Annotated in this window: 14 protein-coding genes; 1 reads left to right on the forward strand and 13 read right to left on the reverse strand. The window is 62.8% G+C overall.

Features of this window, described 5'->3' with window-relative positions:
• Nucleotides 1-26: 26 nt before the first annotated feature.
• The 12 genes from MF134_RS17975 to MF134_RS18030 all read right to left on the reverse strand — a co-directional run bounded on the left by MF134_RS17975 (nt 27) and on the right by MF134_RS18030 (nt 13,312).
• Nucleotides 27-176, reverse strand: coding sequence for a DUF3563 family protein (locus MF134_RS17975; protein WP_255340862.1), 150 nt, complete (start codon nt 174-176; stop codon nt 27-29).
• Nucleotides 177-416: 240 nt separating this feature from the next.
• Nucleotides 417-1,475, reverse strand: a complete 1,059-nt coding sequence (locus MF134_RS17980; RefSeq protein WP_255340863.1) for a PRC-barrel domain-containing protein — start codon at nt 1,473-1,475, stop codon at nt 417-419.
• 353 nt (nt 1,476-1,828) lie between these two features.
• Nucleotides 1,829-2,554 carry a response regulator gene (locus MF134_RS17985; RefSeq protein ID WP_255340864.1) on the reverse strand — a complete coding sequence of 242 codons (726 nt, stop codon included), beginning with the start codon at nt 2,552-2,554 and terminating at the stop codon, nt 1,829-1,831.
• Nucleotides 2,551-4,272 (reverse strand): hybrid sensor histidine kinase/response regulator, encoded by a 1,722-nt coding sequence (locus MF134_RS17990; protein WP_255340865.1) that lies wholly within the window; start codon nt 4,270-4,272, stop codon nt 2,551-2,553. Before MF134_RS17990 ends, MF134_RS17985 begins: the two co-directional genes overlap by 4 nt.
• Nucleotides 4,273-4,527: 255 nt before the next feature.
• Nucleotides 4,528-5,514, reverse strand: coding sequence for a type II secretion system F family protein (locus MF134_RS17995; RefSeq protein WP_255340866.1), 987 nt, complete (start codon nt 5,512-5,514; stop codon nt 4,528-4,530).
• Nucleotides 5,515-5,567: 53 nt separating this feature from the next.
• Entirely contained in the window at nt 5,568-6,575 is a 1,008-nt protein-coding gene (locus MF134_RS18000) for a type II secretion system F family protein (RefSeq protein WP_255340867.1), read from the reverse strand.
• A 2-nt stretch (nt 6,576-6,577) separates the two neighbouring features.
• Entirely contained in the window at nt 6,578-8,041 is a 1,464-nt protein-coding gene (locus MF134_RS18005; RefSeq protein WP_255340868.1) for a CpaF family protein, read from the reverse strand.
• A 97-nt stretch (nt 8,042-8,138) separates the two neighbouring features.
• Nucleotides 8,139-9,407: an AAA family ATPase gene (locus MF134_RS18010; RefSeq protein ID WP_457590021.1), complete on the reverse strand. Its 1,269-nt coding sequence runs from the start codon at nt 9,405-9,407 to the stop codon at nt 8,139-8,141.
• Nucleotides 9,408-9,415: 8 nt separating this feature from the next.
• Nucleotides 9,416-10,147: a CpaD family pilus assembly protein gene (locus MF134_RS18015; protein WP_255340869.1), complete on the reverse strand. Its 732-nt coding sequence runs from the start codon at nt 10,145-10,147 to the stop codon at nt 9,416-9,418.
• A 23-nt stretch (nt 10,148-10,170) separates the two neighbouring features.
• Entirely contained in the window at nt 10,171-11,781 is a 1,611-nt protein-coding gene (locus MF134_RS18020; RefSeq protein ID WP_255340870.1) for a type II and III secretion system protein family protein, read from the reverse strand.
• A gap of 41 nt (nt 11,782-11,822) precedes the next feature.
• Nucleotides 11,823-12,644 (reverse strand): Flp pilus assembly protein CpaB, encoded by an 822-nt coding sequence (gene cpaB / locus MF134_RS18025; protein ID WP_255340871.1) that lies wholly within the window; start codon nt 12,642-12,644, stop codon nt 11,823-11,825.
• Between the two features lie 179 nt (nt 12,645-12,823).
• Nucleotides 12,824-13,312 carry a winged helix DNA-binding protein gene (locus MF134_RS18030; RefSeq protein ID WP_369695437.1) on the reverse strand — a complete coding sequence of 163 codons (489 nt, stop codon included), beginning with the start codon at nt 13,310-13,312 and terminating at the stop codon, nt 12,824-12,826.
• 276 nt (nt 13,313-13,588) lie between these two features.
• Here MF134_RS18030 and MF134_RS18035 point away from each other — a divergent pair, with 276 nt between their 5' ends.
• The gene (locus MF134_RS18035; protein ID WP_255340873.1) at nt 13,589-13,753 is read left to right on the forward strand and encodes a DUF1328 domain-containing protein; all 165 of its coding nucleotides are present in this window, start codon (nt 13,589-13,591) and stop codon (nt 13,751-13,753) included.
• Between the two features lie 106 nt (nt 13,754-13,859).
• Here the strand turns inward: MF134_RS18035 and zapE are convergent, their stop codons facing one another.
• Nucleotides 13,860-15,041 (reverse strand): cell division protein ZapE, encoded by a 1,182-nt coding sequence (gene zapE / locus MF134_RS18040; protein WP_255340874.1) that lies wholly within the window; start codon nt 15,039-15,041, stop codon nt 13,860-13,862.
• Nucleotides 15,042-15,214: the final 173 nt, after the last annotated feature.

Below are 15,214 nucleotides of genomic sequence, written 5' to 3' on the forward strand. Positions count from 1 at the left end.
TCGTTGCGAAACCGTGGGTCTCCAACTCAGCGGCGTCCGCGGAAGCGGCCACTGTCAATCTCGCGCATGCGCCTCTCGAGATCGGCCATGGAGACGGCGCGGTTCAGATAGGCGTGCTCAAGGGTTTCGGGGCTTTCTGGAAGGAAGATCGAGCGGAGCTTGCTGGTCATTTTCATGTGCGTTCTCCTATGTCGTTGACCTCAAGCTAAGCGTCATGGTGCAGCGCAGCAATTGGGGGTCCTGCAAGCCAGCCATGCATTGCGATGGAGCCACCGAGAAGCTTTTCTTCACAATTTTGAGGAGTCCGACATGACCCGGAAAGCGGACCAAAAAAAATAAAGGGCCGGTGCCCGAAGGCACCAGCCCTATCCTACCTACGATCGTCGATTGATCGTGGCACACTCACTGATGCGGCATTACATGCTGCCGAGCGTGATCATCTCGTCTTCATTCAACAGCGGATACTGGTCGGTGTTGAACTCCTGCAGACCTTCGACCTGGTCCTCGGTGATGCTCGGGGCAACGAAGTTTCCGTTCTGAGCGACAAGAGCGTTCAGCGGGATCGCAACCTGCTTCTCACCCATGCCGAGGAAACCGCCGGAACCGATGACAGCGAAGAGCTGGTTGTCGATGTTCGCGACCTCTTCGATGTCGCCCAGAAGGTCGCCGTCTTCACCGATGATGTTGTAGTCGGTGATCTCGTCGACGCTCATCTGGATTTCGCGGGCGGCATCCGTGGCCACGGCGATGTAGAGATCGCTGTCCGAACCGCCGGTGCTGGCCGTCGACATCTGGTCATCGGAGCTCTCGCTCTGCTGCGCCATGTTCGACTGGTTCTGCTGATCGCTCTGAGCGTTCATCTGGTCCTGGCCGGACTGCTGATCTTCGCCCATGTCGGCCGACTGCATCTCGTTGCCTTCGGCGTCCTCATAGCGAATCGTCGGCTCACCCTGGGCCTGATTGACCTGGATGTTCGCTTCTTCGCTCTCGTACCGGATCTCCGGACGCTGATCGGCACCCTGGACACTGACCTGCGGCTGCGCCTGCTGGATCATCACGTCAGCCTGCTCGTTGCCATCCGTCTGAACCTCGGGACGGCTGTCTTCGGCGACGTTCACGCTCGGCTGACCCTGCTCGACCGTGACATCAGGCTGCGACTGGTTCACGTCGACGTTCGGGTTCGGCATGCGAACCGTAATCTGCGGCTGCGGAATGTCGACGGTGATCGACGGAGCCGGCTGGCGCACGGTGATGGTCGGACGCGGCTGCGTCACGTTCACGTCCGGCTGAGCCTGCTCGACGGTGACGTCGGGCTCGGGAACGTCCACACGAACCTCCGGCACATCCGGATCGACCACGACATCGGCGTCGCCCTGCATCTGATCGCTGGTCGCGCTGTCATTGGCCTGCGGCTGCGTCGCGTCATTGTTGTTGCTGTCCTGCGCAAAAGCCGGCGCAACAAAAATCGTACTCATCAGAAGAGCAATTTTCAGATTCGGTTTCATAAAACCTCCACAAATACTTTTGGAAACGCCGCGTGATCGAGTTCACGCCGCTCTTGTGAGACAAACATTCTTCGCGGGGGACTGTTCCTGCGAAATTTCGACACTTTCGCGTCGCAGCTAAATATTCAAGTTATTTATGGCTCTGATGCGCACAGAATTTAAAGTCTTTAAAAATCGGCCCACACCCCCGTTTTCCGGCTCTTCCAGGAGGAAGCTCGAGCGCCGAGCACGACATGGCAGGGCGGGGACAAGCGCTCACCTCGGGCCGGATAGTCCGATCGAGAGAATCCCGAGCTCCTGTGAGACCTCTGGCCGGTTGCGGCTCAGTCTGGCGAAAAGATGTAGCCGGATCCGCGCACGGTACGGATCACCGTCGGATGGGCCGGATCGGGTTCGATCTTCTTGCGAATCCGGGTGATCCGCACATCCACGGCGCGATCGAAGGGCTCGCTGTCCCGCGCGCTCGCCAGGTCGAGAAGACGTTCGCGCGAAAGAACCCGGAGGGGATTTTCCGAAAAGGCCTTCAACAGGGCAAATTCGCTGTGCACCAACGGCTGTTCCTCGCCATCATCGCCCCGCAGGGTCTGTGCATCGAGATCCAGCCATTTCGTGCCGAAGCGGACTTCCCGGCGCTGCGGCGGCGACGCCTCCTCCGGGCGGGCAGCGGCCTGCGCCCCGGCGCGGCGCATCACCGAGCGGATCCGCGCCAGGAGTTCGCGCAGTTCGCAGGGCTTGGCGATATAGTCGTCTGCACCGAGCTCCAGCCCGACCACCCGGTCGACCAGGCTTGCGGTGGCCGTCAACATGATCACGGGCACGCTGTTTTCGGCCTTCAATCCGCGCACGATCGAGAGACCATCCTCCCCCGGCATGTTCAGGTCGAGAATGATCAGGTCCGGCATTTCCTTGGCCATCTGGGCGCGCAACGCTTCGCCGCCGTCGAGAAGGCGCACGCAGTAGCCGTGCATGTCGAGATAGTCGCCGATGAGCGCGCGCGTCTCGGCTTCGTCGTCGACGACGAAGATCCGAGCCTCATTGGTATTACTCATGGAGTCTCCAGAAGCGGGATCATGATCGAGAAGCTGGCGCCACCAAGCGGGCCATTCTCCTCGACCGTCACCTCACCCTCATGCAATTCGACGATCTTTCGGACGATCGAAAGACCGAGCCCGGTCGAGCTTTCCCCAGCGGTCGGCTGCGCGGAGAGACGCTGGAAGCGACCGAAGAGTCGGACCGTATCCTGGTCGTTGAGCCCTGGACCGGAGTCCGACACGCAGATCCGCACGAAACCGTCCTCACGGCGAGCCTCCACGCGGATCTCACCACCGAGGGGGGTGTATTTGATGGCATTGCTGATCAGATTGTCGACCGCTTCGGCGATGCGGTCGGGATCGCACGCTGCCGTGAGTTGCGGCTCGACATCGACCGTCAGGGTCTGCTCTTTCGAGTCAGCCAGAGCCCGGCTCAATTCCGCCGTGCCCGCGACCAGGGAGGACAGATCGATCGCCTGCTTGTCGACCGAAATGTCGAGCGCATCGGACAGGGCATCAGCGATCGAGACCTCGACGATCCGCGTCATCCGCTCGGCAGACCCGCGAATCTGGTCCACCTGCCGGGAAAACAGTTCGCGGGTCTTGTCCTCCAGCCGCTCGGAAAGCGTGGACAGCATCTCGGAACGGCCGAGGATGACCGCGAGCGGATTCTTCAGGTCATGGGCGATGGTCCCGAGGATCTCGTTCTTGAAGGCGTTGACGCGCTTGAGAAGCGCGCCCTGCGCGCGCAGCCGTTCATTGGCACTGCCGAGTTCGGCGGTGCGCCGCCTGACACGCTCTTCCAGCTCTTCATTGGCCTTGCGCAGCTCGTCGTAGAGATGGGCGTTGTCGAAGGCGATGGCGAGCTTGGCGGAAAAGACCGAGACCAGCGACGTCTGGGTTTCCGTCAGTTCGTCCTCGGTTGCAAGGGCGACCAGGATCTCCGCGCCGCTGCCGGTCTTGACGTAAAGACAGACAAGGCCGTCCTTGCGAACCGGACCTCCCGCCGCAGCCGCATCGGAAAACAGACCCAGCTTGTCAAAGCCCGTGTCGGGAGAGCGTTCGAACTTGCCGAGACCCGCCAGCACCAACGGGTCTGCGCCATTGTTCTCCCGCATGATCAGGATGCCGTCGGTCTCGATCTCGAGGAGTGCACTGATCTGGATGAGGACACCGTGAGCCAGCGTCTGCAGCGAGCGATCGTCGAAGAGCGAGGCGGATGCCGCGACGATCATCTCCAGACCGATGCGTGTGTCGTCGAGGCGCTTGAGCTGGTCATAGCCCCGAAGCGCCGCGGTCAGCGTCGTGAACAGCTTCTCCGACGTGAGCTCGGTCTTGGCCTTGTAGTCGTTGATGTCGTACTCGACGACGACCCGGTGCTCCGGCGCCTGACCAGGCTGCCCGGTGCGCAGGATGATGCGCACCAATTCATTCTTCAGTTCCTCCCTGATCGCCTGGGCGAGGCGCAGACCGGCGTCGTCGGTTTCCATCACCACGTCGAGAAGGACGACGGCCGTATCGGGGTGCGCGCGCAGGAGTTCGAGTCCTTCCCGGGCCGAGTGCGCTCCGACGATCTCGAGACCGTAACCTTGCAGGGAGAAATGCTTCAGCGCGAAGCGCGTGCCATCGTGCACCGCCTCGTCATCATCGATGACGGCGATTTTCCAGCCGACCGCGACGGAACTGCCGGCTTCGGCCTCCGACGGCTCCGCAAACTCAAGAAAATCACTCGGCATGATGCTGCAAACCGTCGGGTCGGCCCTCGTGGCGATAACGAACTTCCATTCGTGTGAAAGGAAATTTCCCTATCATAACCGAGGGCTGTTCGCGCTGCCAGTAGATTTACCGCCCGGCGGCAGGCTGGCGCTACGTCATGCACGGGATTCATCGACATGACGGCAAAGATGCCAAAAGCTGCCTCTTCGAAAGGATGCACCGCCCCCTCGGCCGCGTGATCGGCCGACGAAACGCCCGCAGAGCGACTGCCTGCCTCAATCGTAACCGAGCACGCGGATCATCGCAGGGCCGAGAATCACGGCGAACAGGACCGGCAGGAAGAAGACGATCATCGGTACCGTCAGCTTCGGCGGGAGCGCGGCGGCCTTCTTCTCGGCGGCGTTCATGCGCATGTCCCGGTTTTCCTGGGCCATGGTGCGCAGCGCTTGGCCCAGCGGCGTGCCGTAGCGTTCCGCCTGAATGAGTGCCGTGCAGACCGCCTTGACGCCTTCCAGGCCGGTTCGGGACACCAGGTTCTCATAGGCGGTCTTTCGATCCGGCAGATAGGAGAGCTCGGCACAGAGCAGGATCAGCTCTTCCGCAAGCGGGATCGACTGAATGCCGATTTCGTCCGCAACGCGTCGAAAGGCGCCCTCGATGGACTGGCCCGATTCCACACAGATCAGCATCAGGTCGAGCGCATCCGGCCAGGCGCGCGTGATCGACTGGCGCCGCTTCTGGGCGGTGTTGCTGACGATCACCACCGGCAAATAGAAGCCCACATAGGCAACGATCAGCATCACCAGGATACGAACGCCCATCGGCCAGTTCGAGAGAATTCCGATACCGAAAATGTAGAAGCCGGCGAAGGCGAGAAGGACGAGCGGGGCGCAGACCCGGGCGAACAGGAACATCGTCAAGGGGCGCTGGCCGCGATAGCCGGCGGCACGCAGATTGCTGACGGTCTTGTCGTCGACGAGGAGCGAACGCAGGTTCAACTGCTCGACGACCATGCTGGCAATGCCGCGCTTTTCCTGGTGGCGCAGACCGCGCGACTGTTCCTTTTCGGCAGCGAGCTTGGCACGTTCGCGGGCACGGATCTGGTCGCGTTCGAGCGCCACCGATTTCATCCGGCTCTTCAGCTTGTTGCCGCTGAGGGCCGGCACCGCGATGGCAAGGACCGTCATGAAGACGCCGAGCGCAACAGCCAGGCTCAGCACCAACTGGCTCGACAGGCCCATGGTCTGAAAGACCGATTCCATCGTCAGAACGCTCCTTGTGTGATGCCTGAGCTCAACGGTTCAAACGGTCCAGGTCAGAAGTCGAAATTGATCATGTTCTTCATGACGAAGATGCCGAGGCTCATCCAGATCGCGCTCAGACCCACCAGGATCTTGCCGACGTCGGTCGTGTAGAGCAGGCTGATGTATTCGGGGTTCGTCAGGAACACGAGGAAGGCGACGATGACCGGCAGACTGCCGATGATCGCGCCGGACGCCTTGGCTTCCATCGACATGGCCTGGACCTTGTCGCGCATCTTCTTGCGCTCGCGCAGAACCTTGGAGAGGTTGCCGAGCGCTTCCGACAGATTGCCGCCGGCCTGGGACTGGATGCCAATGACGATGGCGAAGAAGTTCGCCTCTGCCGTCGGGATGTTGCGATAGAGCCGTTCCACCGCTTCGGTGATCGACATGCCCATCTGCTGGCTCTCGACGATGCGCCGGAACTCCGATTTCACCGGTTCGCTCGTCTCGCCGGCGATCATGCGCAGGGTGTCGTTGAGCGGCAGGCCCGACTTGACGCCGCGCACGATGAGATCGATCGCGGTTGGAAATTCCCGGGTGAACTTGGCAAACCGCTTCTTGCGCGCGCGGGCGACGATGAAGCGCGGCACTCCGAAGCCGACGACGATCGCGATGCCGACGGTCATGATCAGAGAGAACCCGAACAGCAGGCAGATCAGAAGCGTGACAATGCCGAGGCCTGCGCTCATCAGCATGAACTGCTTGGCGGTAATCGTCATCCCGGCCTGCTCCAGCTGACGCTGCAGGGTCAGCTTCGACAGATGCTTGTCGCGCTCCTTCTGACGGGTTTCCAGATCCTTGAGCGAGTTCTGGATGGTCTTGCGGCGCTTAACCTGCTCCTGGAGACGGTCGCGATGGGCCTTGTGGGCCATGCGATCGTTTTCGTCGCGGCTAACAAGACTCCGCCGCTGCTCGACCTTCTTTTCCGTTGCGAGCCGCGGCTGCAGCAACGCGAAGGCCAGGCCGCCTGCCGCCAGGCTCGACAACAGGACGAAGAGGAGGATTCCAGCCGTTCCCATCGTCACATCCCCGCATCGGCATTGTCGGCCGCGCTTTCGTCGAGGGCGCGGGCAAGCCGGTTCTCTTCGTTGTAATAGCGGGCACGATCCCAGAAGACCGGTCGGCCGATGCCAGTCGAGCGATGGCGGCCCAGAATCCGGCCATTGGCGTCCTCGCCGAGGATCTCGTAGACGAACAGGTCCTGGGTGGTGATGACGTCGCCTTCCATGCCCACCACCTCGGTGATGTGGGTGATGCGGCGCGAGCCGTCGCGAAGGCGGGCGGCCTGCACGATCACGTCCACCGAACCAGTGATGATTTCCTTGACCGTCTTGGAGGGAAGCGAATAGCCGCCCATGGCGATCATCGATTCCATACGGTTCAGGCATTCGCGCGGGCTGTTCGAGTGGATCGTGCCCATCGATCCGTCATGGCCGGTGTTCATCGCCTGCAAGAGGTCGAACACTTCCGGTCCGCGCACCTCGCCGACGATGATGCGTTCGGGGCGCATACGCAGGCAGTTCTTGACGAGATCGCGCATGGTGATTTCGCCCTCGCCCTCGATGTTCGGCGGACGGGTTTCGAGACGCACCACATGGGGCTGCTGGAGCTGGAGTTCGGCGGAGTCCTCGCAGGTGATGATGCGCTCGTCATGGTCGATGTAGCGCGTCAGCGTGTTGAGCAGCGTCGTCTTGCCCGAGCCCGTACCGCCGGAGATGACGACGTTGCATCGGACGCGGCCGATGATCTGGAGGATCTCCGCGCCGGCCGGGGTAATCGAGCCGTATTGGACGAGCTGATCGAGGGTCAGCTTGTCCTTCTTGAACTTACGAATGGTCAGCGCCGTGCCATCGATCGCGAGCGGCGGCGCGATGACGTTGACGCGGCTGCCGTCGGGAAGACGCGCGTCGCAGATCGGCGAGGTCTCGTCGACGCGCCGGCCTACCTGGCTGACGATGCGCTGGCAGATATTGAGAAGCTGCTGGTTGTCGCGGAACCGGATCGAGGTTTCCTCGACCTTGCCGCCAACTTCGATGAAGGTCTGACGCGAGCCGTTGACCATGATGTCGGCGATGTCGTCGCGCGCCAGCAGCGGCTCCAGGGGCCCGTAGCCCAGAACGTCGTTGCAGATATCGGCGAGCAGGTCTTCCTGCTCGGCGATCGACATTGCGAAGTTCTTGATCGCGATGATGTCGTTGACGATGTCGCGGATTTCCTCGCGCGCCGATTCCTGGTCCATGCCGGCGAGCTGCGACAGGTCGATCGTATCGATCAGTGCGGCAAAGACCTGGCTCTTGCGGTCGTAATATTCCGGCGAACGGTCGGGCGCTGCCCGCGGGGCAGGAGCGCTTTCGGCGCGCGGCTTCGGGGCCGGCTTGGGCTCGGGTGCCCTCGGCTTGGCCTCCGCCGGCGCAGGTGAAGCCGGCCGAGGCATCGTCGCGACGTCGCGAGCGGGGCTCTTCTCGTTTCCGCGCTTGCCGAACATGGCTCAATGCTCCCAGTTTATGGCTTCGTCTTCGTCGGATGGACAAGCGATCACCGCTGCGACGCCGTTCGCAGCGGCAAGGAACTGCCCGAATTTCTCAGGCCTTGCGGCGAAATCGATCGAGAAGCCCGGGCCGCTTCGCCTTCTTGGCTTCGCCACGACCGGTCAGGACATGCGCAATGGTGCTCAGGACCGCGACCGTCGGATGTTTGGAGTCGGTCTCCGCCAGCATGCGCCCGCTATTCGCTGCATTGCCGAAGAGATGCGGGTCGAAGGCGATCTCGCCGATCGGTTCGAGGCCAAGCGGCTCGCAGAATTCGTCGGCCGAGATCTCCGGACGCTTCGGGATCGCGAGCTGGTTGAGGATGAGGGACGGGGGTCCGTCATTTGGCCGAAGCTTCTTCAGCGTGTCGACGAGGTTCTTGGTGTTGCGGAGATTGGCGAGATCCGGCGTTGCCGTGATCACCACACGGTCGACCTGGGCCAGGACGTTCCGCGTCCACTCGTTCCAGACATGCGGAACGTCGAGAACCACGGCCGGCGCCCCGCGCTGCGCGGTCTCGATCAGCGCGCTGAACGCGTCGCCCTCGAAATCGTAGGTGCGATCGAGCATGGAGGGCGCCGCGAGCAACGACAGATGCTCGGCGCACTGGGCGAGCAGGCGGTCGAGATAGACGTCGTCGATCCGGTCGGCCGAAAACAGCGCTTCGGCAATCCCCTGGGCCGGGTCCTGGTCGAAATTGATGTTCGCGGTGCCGAAAGCGAGGTCGAGATCGGCAAGCACCACGTCCGAGGCGAAGAGGTTGGAGATCGACCACGCGACATTATGGGCGATGGTCGACGAACCGACGCCGCCCTTGGCGCCGACGAAGGCGATCGAACGACCGAGCGGCTCGTTCCCCTCCGCCACGAAGAGGTCGCCGATCACCGTCATCACGTCGCCGATCGAGATCGGCGCCACGAGATACTCGGAAATGCCCCGGTGGATCAGATCGCGATAGAGCGCGACGTCGTTGTAGTGGCCGATGATCACGACCTTCGAGCCGGGATCGCAGACTTCCGCCAGCCGTTCGAGCTCGTGCAGGAGTTCCGAAGGCGGCAGCCGGGATTCGAGGATGACGAGATTGGGCGTCGGGGCCGACTGAAAATGCTCGACCGCGGCCCTGATGCCGCCCATCTGCACCTTGAGATGGGCCTTCGCCATACGGCGGTCGGCACCGGCCTTTTCGATCGGACGTTCGATCGATTCCGACTCGCAGAACGCCTGGACCGAGATGCGGGGGATAGGCCGCACCTGATCGAGCCGGCTCCGCTCATCCTCTTCGCCGACATCCACATCGGCGGGAAGCGTATTATCCATGGACATGTCTTCCCTCACCACTCGTAGTCCGACTCGGCATCCATCGCGTCCGAGGTCGTATCCTCGCCGTCGCGGTAATTCCCGATCACCTCGGTCCGCCGGGCCGCATCGCTGGGATCCATGCCACGCGGTCCGAGAAGGTCGCGCGGATCGGCGATCTGCGCGGCCAGGTTCTGCTGGGAGGCGCAGCCGAAATTGAAGTAGTTCTTGTTCTCCGAGGTCTCCGACAGATCCTCGGGCCAGCGCCCACAAGGGCCCGTCTTGGCAACGAGAGTCGAATAGGCGAGCCGGATCGGCGTCGCCCCTTCGTCGCCAACGGCGGAATAGGGCTGGACCATGATCTGGTGGCGCGCGACCTTCCGCTTCTGCAGCGTCTTGATCACGTCGTGGGAGACGCGTTCCGCCGCCGCCTCGTTCGCAGAACCGTAGGGAACCATGACCCGGATCGTGTCGATGCGGTCATTGCGGAAGCGATCGGCGAATTCCTCGACACGGCTGCGGCTCGACATCGTCAGCCTGGCCTCGGAGGAGGCTACCGGAATGTCGATGGCCGTCTCCGCCTGGGTCACGACGATGGGGTGGCGCGTCCGGTAGTCGTCGGGGATCGAGCCGACCTCGACGTGATGGACGTTGCCGCAACCGGCGACCAGAGCCAGCGTCGCGACGGCGAGGCCGTGTCGGATGGCCGGATTGGAGCCGATCGAAAGGATCCGGCTGGCGCGGCGGGAGAGAGGAAGCGTGGTCACGGTCTTCAAATCCTCGCGGGTGGTCACTTGTAGATGAAGCCGACAACGCCGTGGTAGCGGCCGGGCGGGAGCTTCGTTTCCATGTGGCCGTAGACACGGTTCAGCCGACCCAGGAAGTTTGCCGAGCCATCGCTGGAAAGGGCGAATCCATCATCCGGCCGAGCCAGTGCCTGGCGAGCGGTGGGACGGACGAGATAGGGGGTCACGATGACGACCAGTTCGGTCTCGTACCGCTGGAAATCGCGGCTGCGGAACAGGCTTCCCAAGACCGGGAGCTTGGCCAGTCCCGGAAGTCCCGACACGACCTGACGGACCTCGTCGCGCACGAGGCCGGCGATCACCAGCGACCCGCCGGACGGCATTTCCACCGTGGTGTCGGCGAGACGCTTGCGCAGACCGATGAGGTTGACGGCAGGGGCGACGCCGCGCGGCACGCTGAACGGGTTTTCGAAACTCGGCTCGGAAACGCTGGTGCGGATCTTCAGGCTGATGCGACCGGCAGACAAGACGAGCGGCGTGAAGTCGAGACCGATGCCGTAGTCGATTTCCTTGCTCTCGTAGACGACCCGAGCCGGGTCGGTGTCGTAGCCGACGATATTGCCGGCAGCATCAAGGATCGGGGTCGTGTCTTCCGGCTCTTCGCTCTTGCCGGCGGCGACAGTGTATGTGCCGCCGACCTTGAAGCTCGCCTTTTCACCGGAAATCGCCGTCAGGCTCGGCTCGGCGAGCGTGCGCATCACGCCTGCCTGTTCGAGAGCTGAGAGCTCGGAGTCGAGCGAGGTCGTGCCGATCGTTCCGCTGGCCGTCAGCCCGCTGCCCGAGAGCGCCTTGCCGAGGCCGAAGGGATTATCGTTGACGAGACCGAAGGAGACGCCGTCCATCGCCGCCGACAAAGTGCCGTTCAGGCCAAGCTGCTTGACGATCGAGCGCTGCACCTCGGCGACGGTGACCTTCAACGTCACCTGATCCTCGCCGCGGATCTGCAGAAGATTGACGATCTGGCTCTGCTGGCGCCGTTCCTGAGCGAAGGCGACATCGGCCCCACCGCCGGCGCCTTGCGATTGAGCGGAAGCGGACTGGATGTACTGACCGGTCGTACCTTCGCCGCCAGTGACGAAGATTCGAGCCAGCCGTTCGACCTTCGCCGCATCCTGCGGTGTTTGCACGATGCCGGTCAGAACGACGTTGTCGTTCAGCATCTCGACCTTCACCTCCGAATCCGGCACGTATTTGCGGATGGAGGCCTCGAGGCCGGTGATGTCGCGCTCGATCTCCAGATCGATCGAGGCGATCTGCCGGTTGTTGCGATCGAACACCACAATGTTCGTCTGGCCGATCTTCTTGCCGAAGACATAGATCCGGCGGGCGTCGCGGGTGACGGCGTCGGCAACCCCAGGGTTGGCGACCAGAATGTCGTGGGCGTCGGCCGAAAGCACGATGACCTTCGATTTGTTGAGGCCGAGTTTCACGGTCTGCCGTGCCTGGTGAACGTTCACGACCGTGTTTTCGGCGCGAGCCTGCTGGGCCGTCAGGACCGGGCTCGCCACCATCGAAGCGGCGGAAAGCGCCACAATGGCGGTGCGCAGGGCCGAAGCGATCTGGCGCGGGCGCGGGATGGCAGTCATCTGGGTCATCGTCTTCGTCCGGGGGGTCGCCGTCGTCATGGGTCTCACCGTCATTGCGTCGTGGTGACGTCGTCGATCTTGCCGTAGCGAACGACGCGGATCTTGTTGCGTTGAGCCTTCTCCCGCTCGAGCAGGAACTTGGCGTAGCCCGGCGTGCCCGGGATCGAGTCGGCCAGCGACCGGAGCGACAGGACGAACCGGTCGGCCATCTGCTGCGCCGCCGTCAGCGCCTCGGCCTGTTCGGGATCCACCTCGAGAGTGGCGACGTTGCCGACGACGACCTTCTGGCCGTCCTGCTCCTGAACGGTCTGATCGATCGCGAGGACACGCAGATTGCGCAGCACCGTCTCGGTCGCCATGCTGTCCGAGCGCCCATTGGCGCTCTGCAGACGGCGCGTCATGATCACGTCGACATGGTCGTTGGGCAGGATGAAGCCGCCGGCGGCCGTCTCCGCGGAGATTCGCACCGAGACGGCGCGCTTGCCTTCGCTCAAGATCGCCGAAAGGAAGCCGTGCTCGGGCTTGATCAGCTTGGATTCGCGCACCGGCTCCCCGGCGAAGAAGGACTGGCGGGCGATCGAGCCGTGGAACTCATCGGTCGCATTGGGGCGCTCGGACTTCAGGATCAGATCGGGACCCACGCCGTCCTGAGGCCATTTCTGCCAGGCGAGGCCACCCTCGACGATCGATCCCATCGGAACCTCGTTCTTCGTGATCAGAACGTCGACAAGGCGGATGGGCGGCTGTGCGGGAGCCGCGGTGATGATGACCGGTTCCTGAGGTTCCGGCTGCGACAGATTGAGGGCCACCAACCCGGCGCCAACGGCAGCCAAGAGGGCCACGCCAATGATTGCGACACGCGCAAGGCTCATCCGACAACTCCCGCAGTTCGAGCCGGCGAACCGGCTGTCCTTGCCCTGTTATCGGTGCCAAAACCTCAATGTATGGTTAACAAAACCTATCGAGGGCGAAATAATGCCCTGCGCAGAAGGGATTCGAACCCGTCGCACCAACGCTAGCTGCCCTTCCGTCAAGCCTCGCGCAAGGCCTCTCAGAGACTGGCGGCTGTGCGGGCGGCCTGATCGTAATGGCCGGAAAGCAGCCGGAGAAGATGGGCGATCTCCGACATGCGCTCGGCGGACAGGCCCAGTTCCGAAATGCCTTCGACGAGGATCTTCTCGCGCAGCGTGCGGTAGCGGCCGCATGCGGCTTCGCCCGCCTCGGTCACGGCGACCAGACGTTCCTTGCCGGCCTTCTCGCGGACCACCAGCCCCCGCTGCTCGAGCTTCTTGATGGCGTAGGTGGCCAGGTGCGTGTCCTCGATGCCGAGCACCAGACAGATATCCGCGAGCCGCTTCGGCTTGCCACGATGGGTGACGGTATGGAGGACGAGGATTTCGGTCGCCGTCAGACCGGGCTCGCCCGCCGCGGTCATGCAGCGGACCATCCAGCGTTCGAACGCATGGCCCGAGAGGATCATGCCGAATTCGACTTCGGAAAGCTCGGGCGCCGATCCATCCGCAAGGTGAGCCGACGACACGATCGGGCCGATCCTGCTCGTCGATCCTTCGTCCTTTGTGCCCATTGCCTCCCCCGGAATTCGAGCCGTCCAGCGGCGAGCCGATATCAGGAACTGACGCCGAACGCACGTCTGGCCTCTGCCCCGATGGCGGACCGTCGATCCTGCCACCGCGAACGCAGTTCGGGCGGCCCAGTTGCGAGACGCGTACCGGAGATTCTCAAAAAGGCCGCAACTTTTTCTTTCTCAGGGAGTTATTGAGCCGACCAACTTTCATGTAAAAAAGGAGTACCAGCCATGATCGGTTGGGCTATTACCTTCCTTGTGATCGCTCTGATCGCAGCACTGCTTGGCTTCGGCGGCGTTGCCGGCACGGCAGTCGGTATTGCGAAGATCATCTTCTTCGTAGCGATCGTTCTCTTCGTCTTCTCTCTGATCTTCGGACGCCGCAGAGCACTATAATTCATCCATATACGAGCGACGAGATAATGAATTGGCCGCCCCCTTGAAGTGGAGGCGGCCTTTCTTCTTAGAGAAGGAATTCGCACGCCGCAGAAGATCTTGAAGTTCATCGCTCGTCGGCGGCCGGCTCCGGGCTCGCCCGTTCCAGATAATCCTTAGAGCGCATCTCGAAGAGACGCGAGGCCGTGCGGTCGAACTCGAAGGCCTCGGTCCCCGAACGGCCGCGATAGAGTTCGTCTGCCGGCGCATCGGCGAGGACCACGAGACGGCGCCCGGAATCATAGAGGGCATCGACGAGCGTAATGAAACGCTTGGCCTCGTTGCGTTCGGCTTCCGCCATCACAGGAACGTTCTCGACGATGATCGTGTGGAAACGCCTCGCGATCGCCAGAAAGTCCTGTGCACCCAGAGGACGCTTCAAGAGATCTTCGAAGGCAAAGCGTGCCGCTCCGTTGCCGCTGCGCGGCACCGGGATGGTGCGGCCCTTGATGGAAAGGGACGTGCTCGTCTCGCGCTCGCCGTCCAGCAGCCTTTGCCAGGCAGCCTCGATCCGGTCGGCAGCGTTTTCTTCGCCCGTCTCGACATAGATGTCGTCCACCCCGAGGAAGGCGAGACGATAATCCTCTTCGCCTTTCAGTTCGAAGATTTCGGCATGATCCTTCAGAACCTTCACGAAGGGCAGGAAGAGCGGCCGGTTGAGACCGTCGGGATAAAGATCGTCGGGCGCGACGTTCGATGTCGCCACCAGGACCAATCCGTTGGCGAACAGGGCCTTGAAGAGCCGCGACAGGATCATCGCGTCGGCGATGTCGGTCACGGTGAATTCGTCGAAACACAGGAGCCGGGATCGCGCGACGATCGCTTCCGCCACGGGCGGGATCGGGTCGTCGCCCTTGGCCTCGCCGTTCTTCGCCTTCTTGCGATGCTCGCCGATGAGTTCGTGTACCTCGCCCATGAAGGCGTGGAAATGCACCCGTCGCTTGGACGCGACCGAGCTGTGGCGAAAGAACATGTCCATCAGCATGGTCTTGCCGCGACCGACATCGCCATGGACGTAGAGGCCCTTGACCGGCTCGCTGTCGCGTTTGCGCCCGAACAGCCAGCCCAGCGCGCTCTTCTTCGTCGCACCGATCTCGGCGGACAGGCGACGGTCGAGCGCATCGAGCCGATCGGCGAGCAGACGCTGTCTGTGATCGGCCTCGATCTCGCCGGTTTCGATCAGACGCTCGAGCGCCGAGCGCACCGGGCCGAGCCGGTCTCGCGGCTGCGGGATCGCGCTGGATGCCATCGTCGGACGGAGCCCTCCCCTCGCCTAGCGGGATGCGGCCGGCAGATCTGCTTCAGGAACAGCGACCGACCACGCTGCAACGCAGCAATATGGCCAGCCCCGCTCCCGCGGCAACCGTTCAACGACGTTACCCGGCTCCAAGACCTCTTGGAACTCGACTGGACCCCACGAGC

The sequence above is a fragment of the Jiella marina genome, from assembly GCF_024359545.1.
GTDB lineage: Bacteria > Pseudomonadota > Alphaproteobacteria > Rhizobiales > Rhizobiaceae > Jiella.

What these genes read in the sequence shown, in the direction of transcription:
- MF134_RS17975 (WP_255340862.1), bottom strand. Translation starts at nt 176, where the DNA reads ATGAAAATGACCAGCAAGCTCCGCTCGATCTTCCTTCCAGAAAGCCCC.
- MF134_RS17980 (WP_255340863.1), bottom strand. Translation starts at nt 1,475, where the DNA reads ATGAGTACGATTTTTGTTGCGCCGGCTTTTGCGCAGGACAGCAACAAC.
- MF134_RS17985 (WP_255340864.1), bottom strand. Translation starts at nt 2,554, where the DNA reads ATGAGTAATACCAATGAGGCTCGGATCTTCGTCGTCGACGACGAAGCC.
- MF134_RS17990 (WP_255340865.1), bottom strand. Translation starts at nt 4,272, where the DNA reads ATGCCGAGTGATTTTCTTGAGTTTGCGGAGCCGTCGGAGGCCGAAGCC.
- MF134_RS17995 (WP_255340866.1), bottom strand. Translation starts at nt 5,514, where the DNA reads ATGGAATCGGTCTTTCAGACCATGGGCCTGTCGAGCCAGTTGGTGCTG.
- MF134_RS18000 (WP_255340867.1), bottom strand. Translation starts at nt 6,575, where the DNA reads ATGGGAACGGCTGGAATCCTCCTCTTCGTCCTGTTGTCGAGCCTGGCG.
- MF134_RS18005 (WP_255340868.1), bottom strand. Translation starts at nt 8,041, where the DNA reads ATGTTCGGCAAGCGCGGAAACGAGAAGAGCCCCGCTCGCGACGTCGCG.
- MF134_RS18010 (WP_457590021.1), bottom strand. Translation starts at nt 9,407, where the DNA reads ATGTCCATGGATAATACGCTTCCCGCCGATGTGGATGTCGGCGAAGAG.
- MF134_RS18020 (WP_255340870.1), bottom strand. Translation starts at nt 11,781, where the DNA reads ATGACCCAGATGACTGCCATCCCGCGCCCGCGCCAGATCGCTTCGGCC.
- cpaB (WP_255340871.1), bottom strand. Translation starts at nt 12,644, where the DNA reads ATGAGCCTTGCGCGTGTCGCAATCATTGGCGTGGCCCTCTTGGCTGCC.
- MF134_RS18035 (WP_255340873.1), top strand. Translation starts at nt 13,589, where the DNA reads ATGATCGGTTGGGCTATTACCTTCCTTGTGATCGCTCTGATCGCAGCA.
- zapE (WP_255340874.1), bottom strand. Translation starts at nt 15,041, where the DNA reads ATGGCATCCAGCGCGATCCCGCAGCCGCGAGACCGGCTCGGCCCGGTG.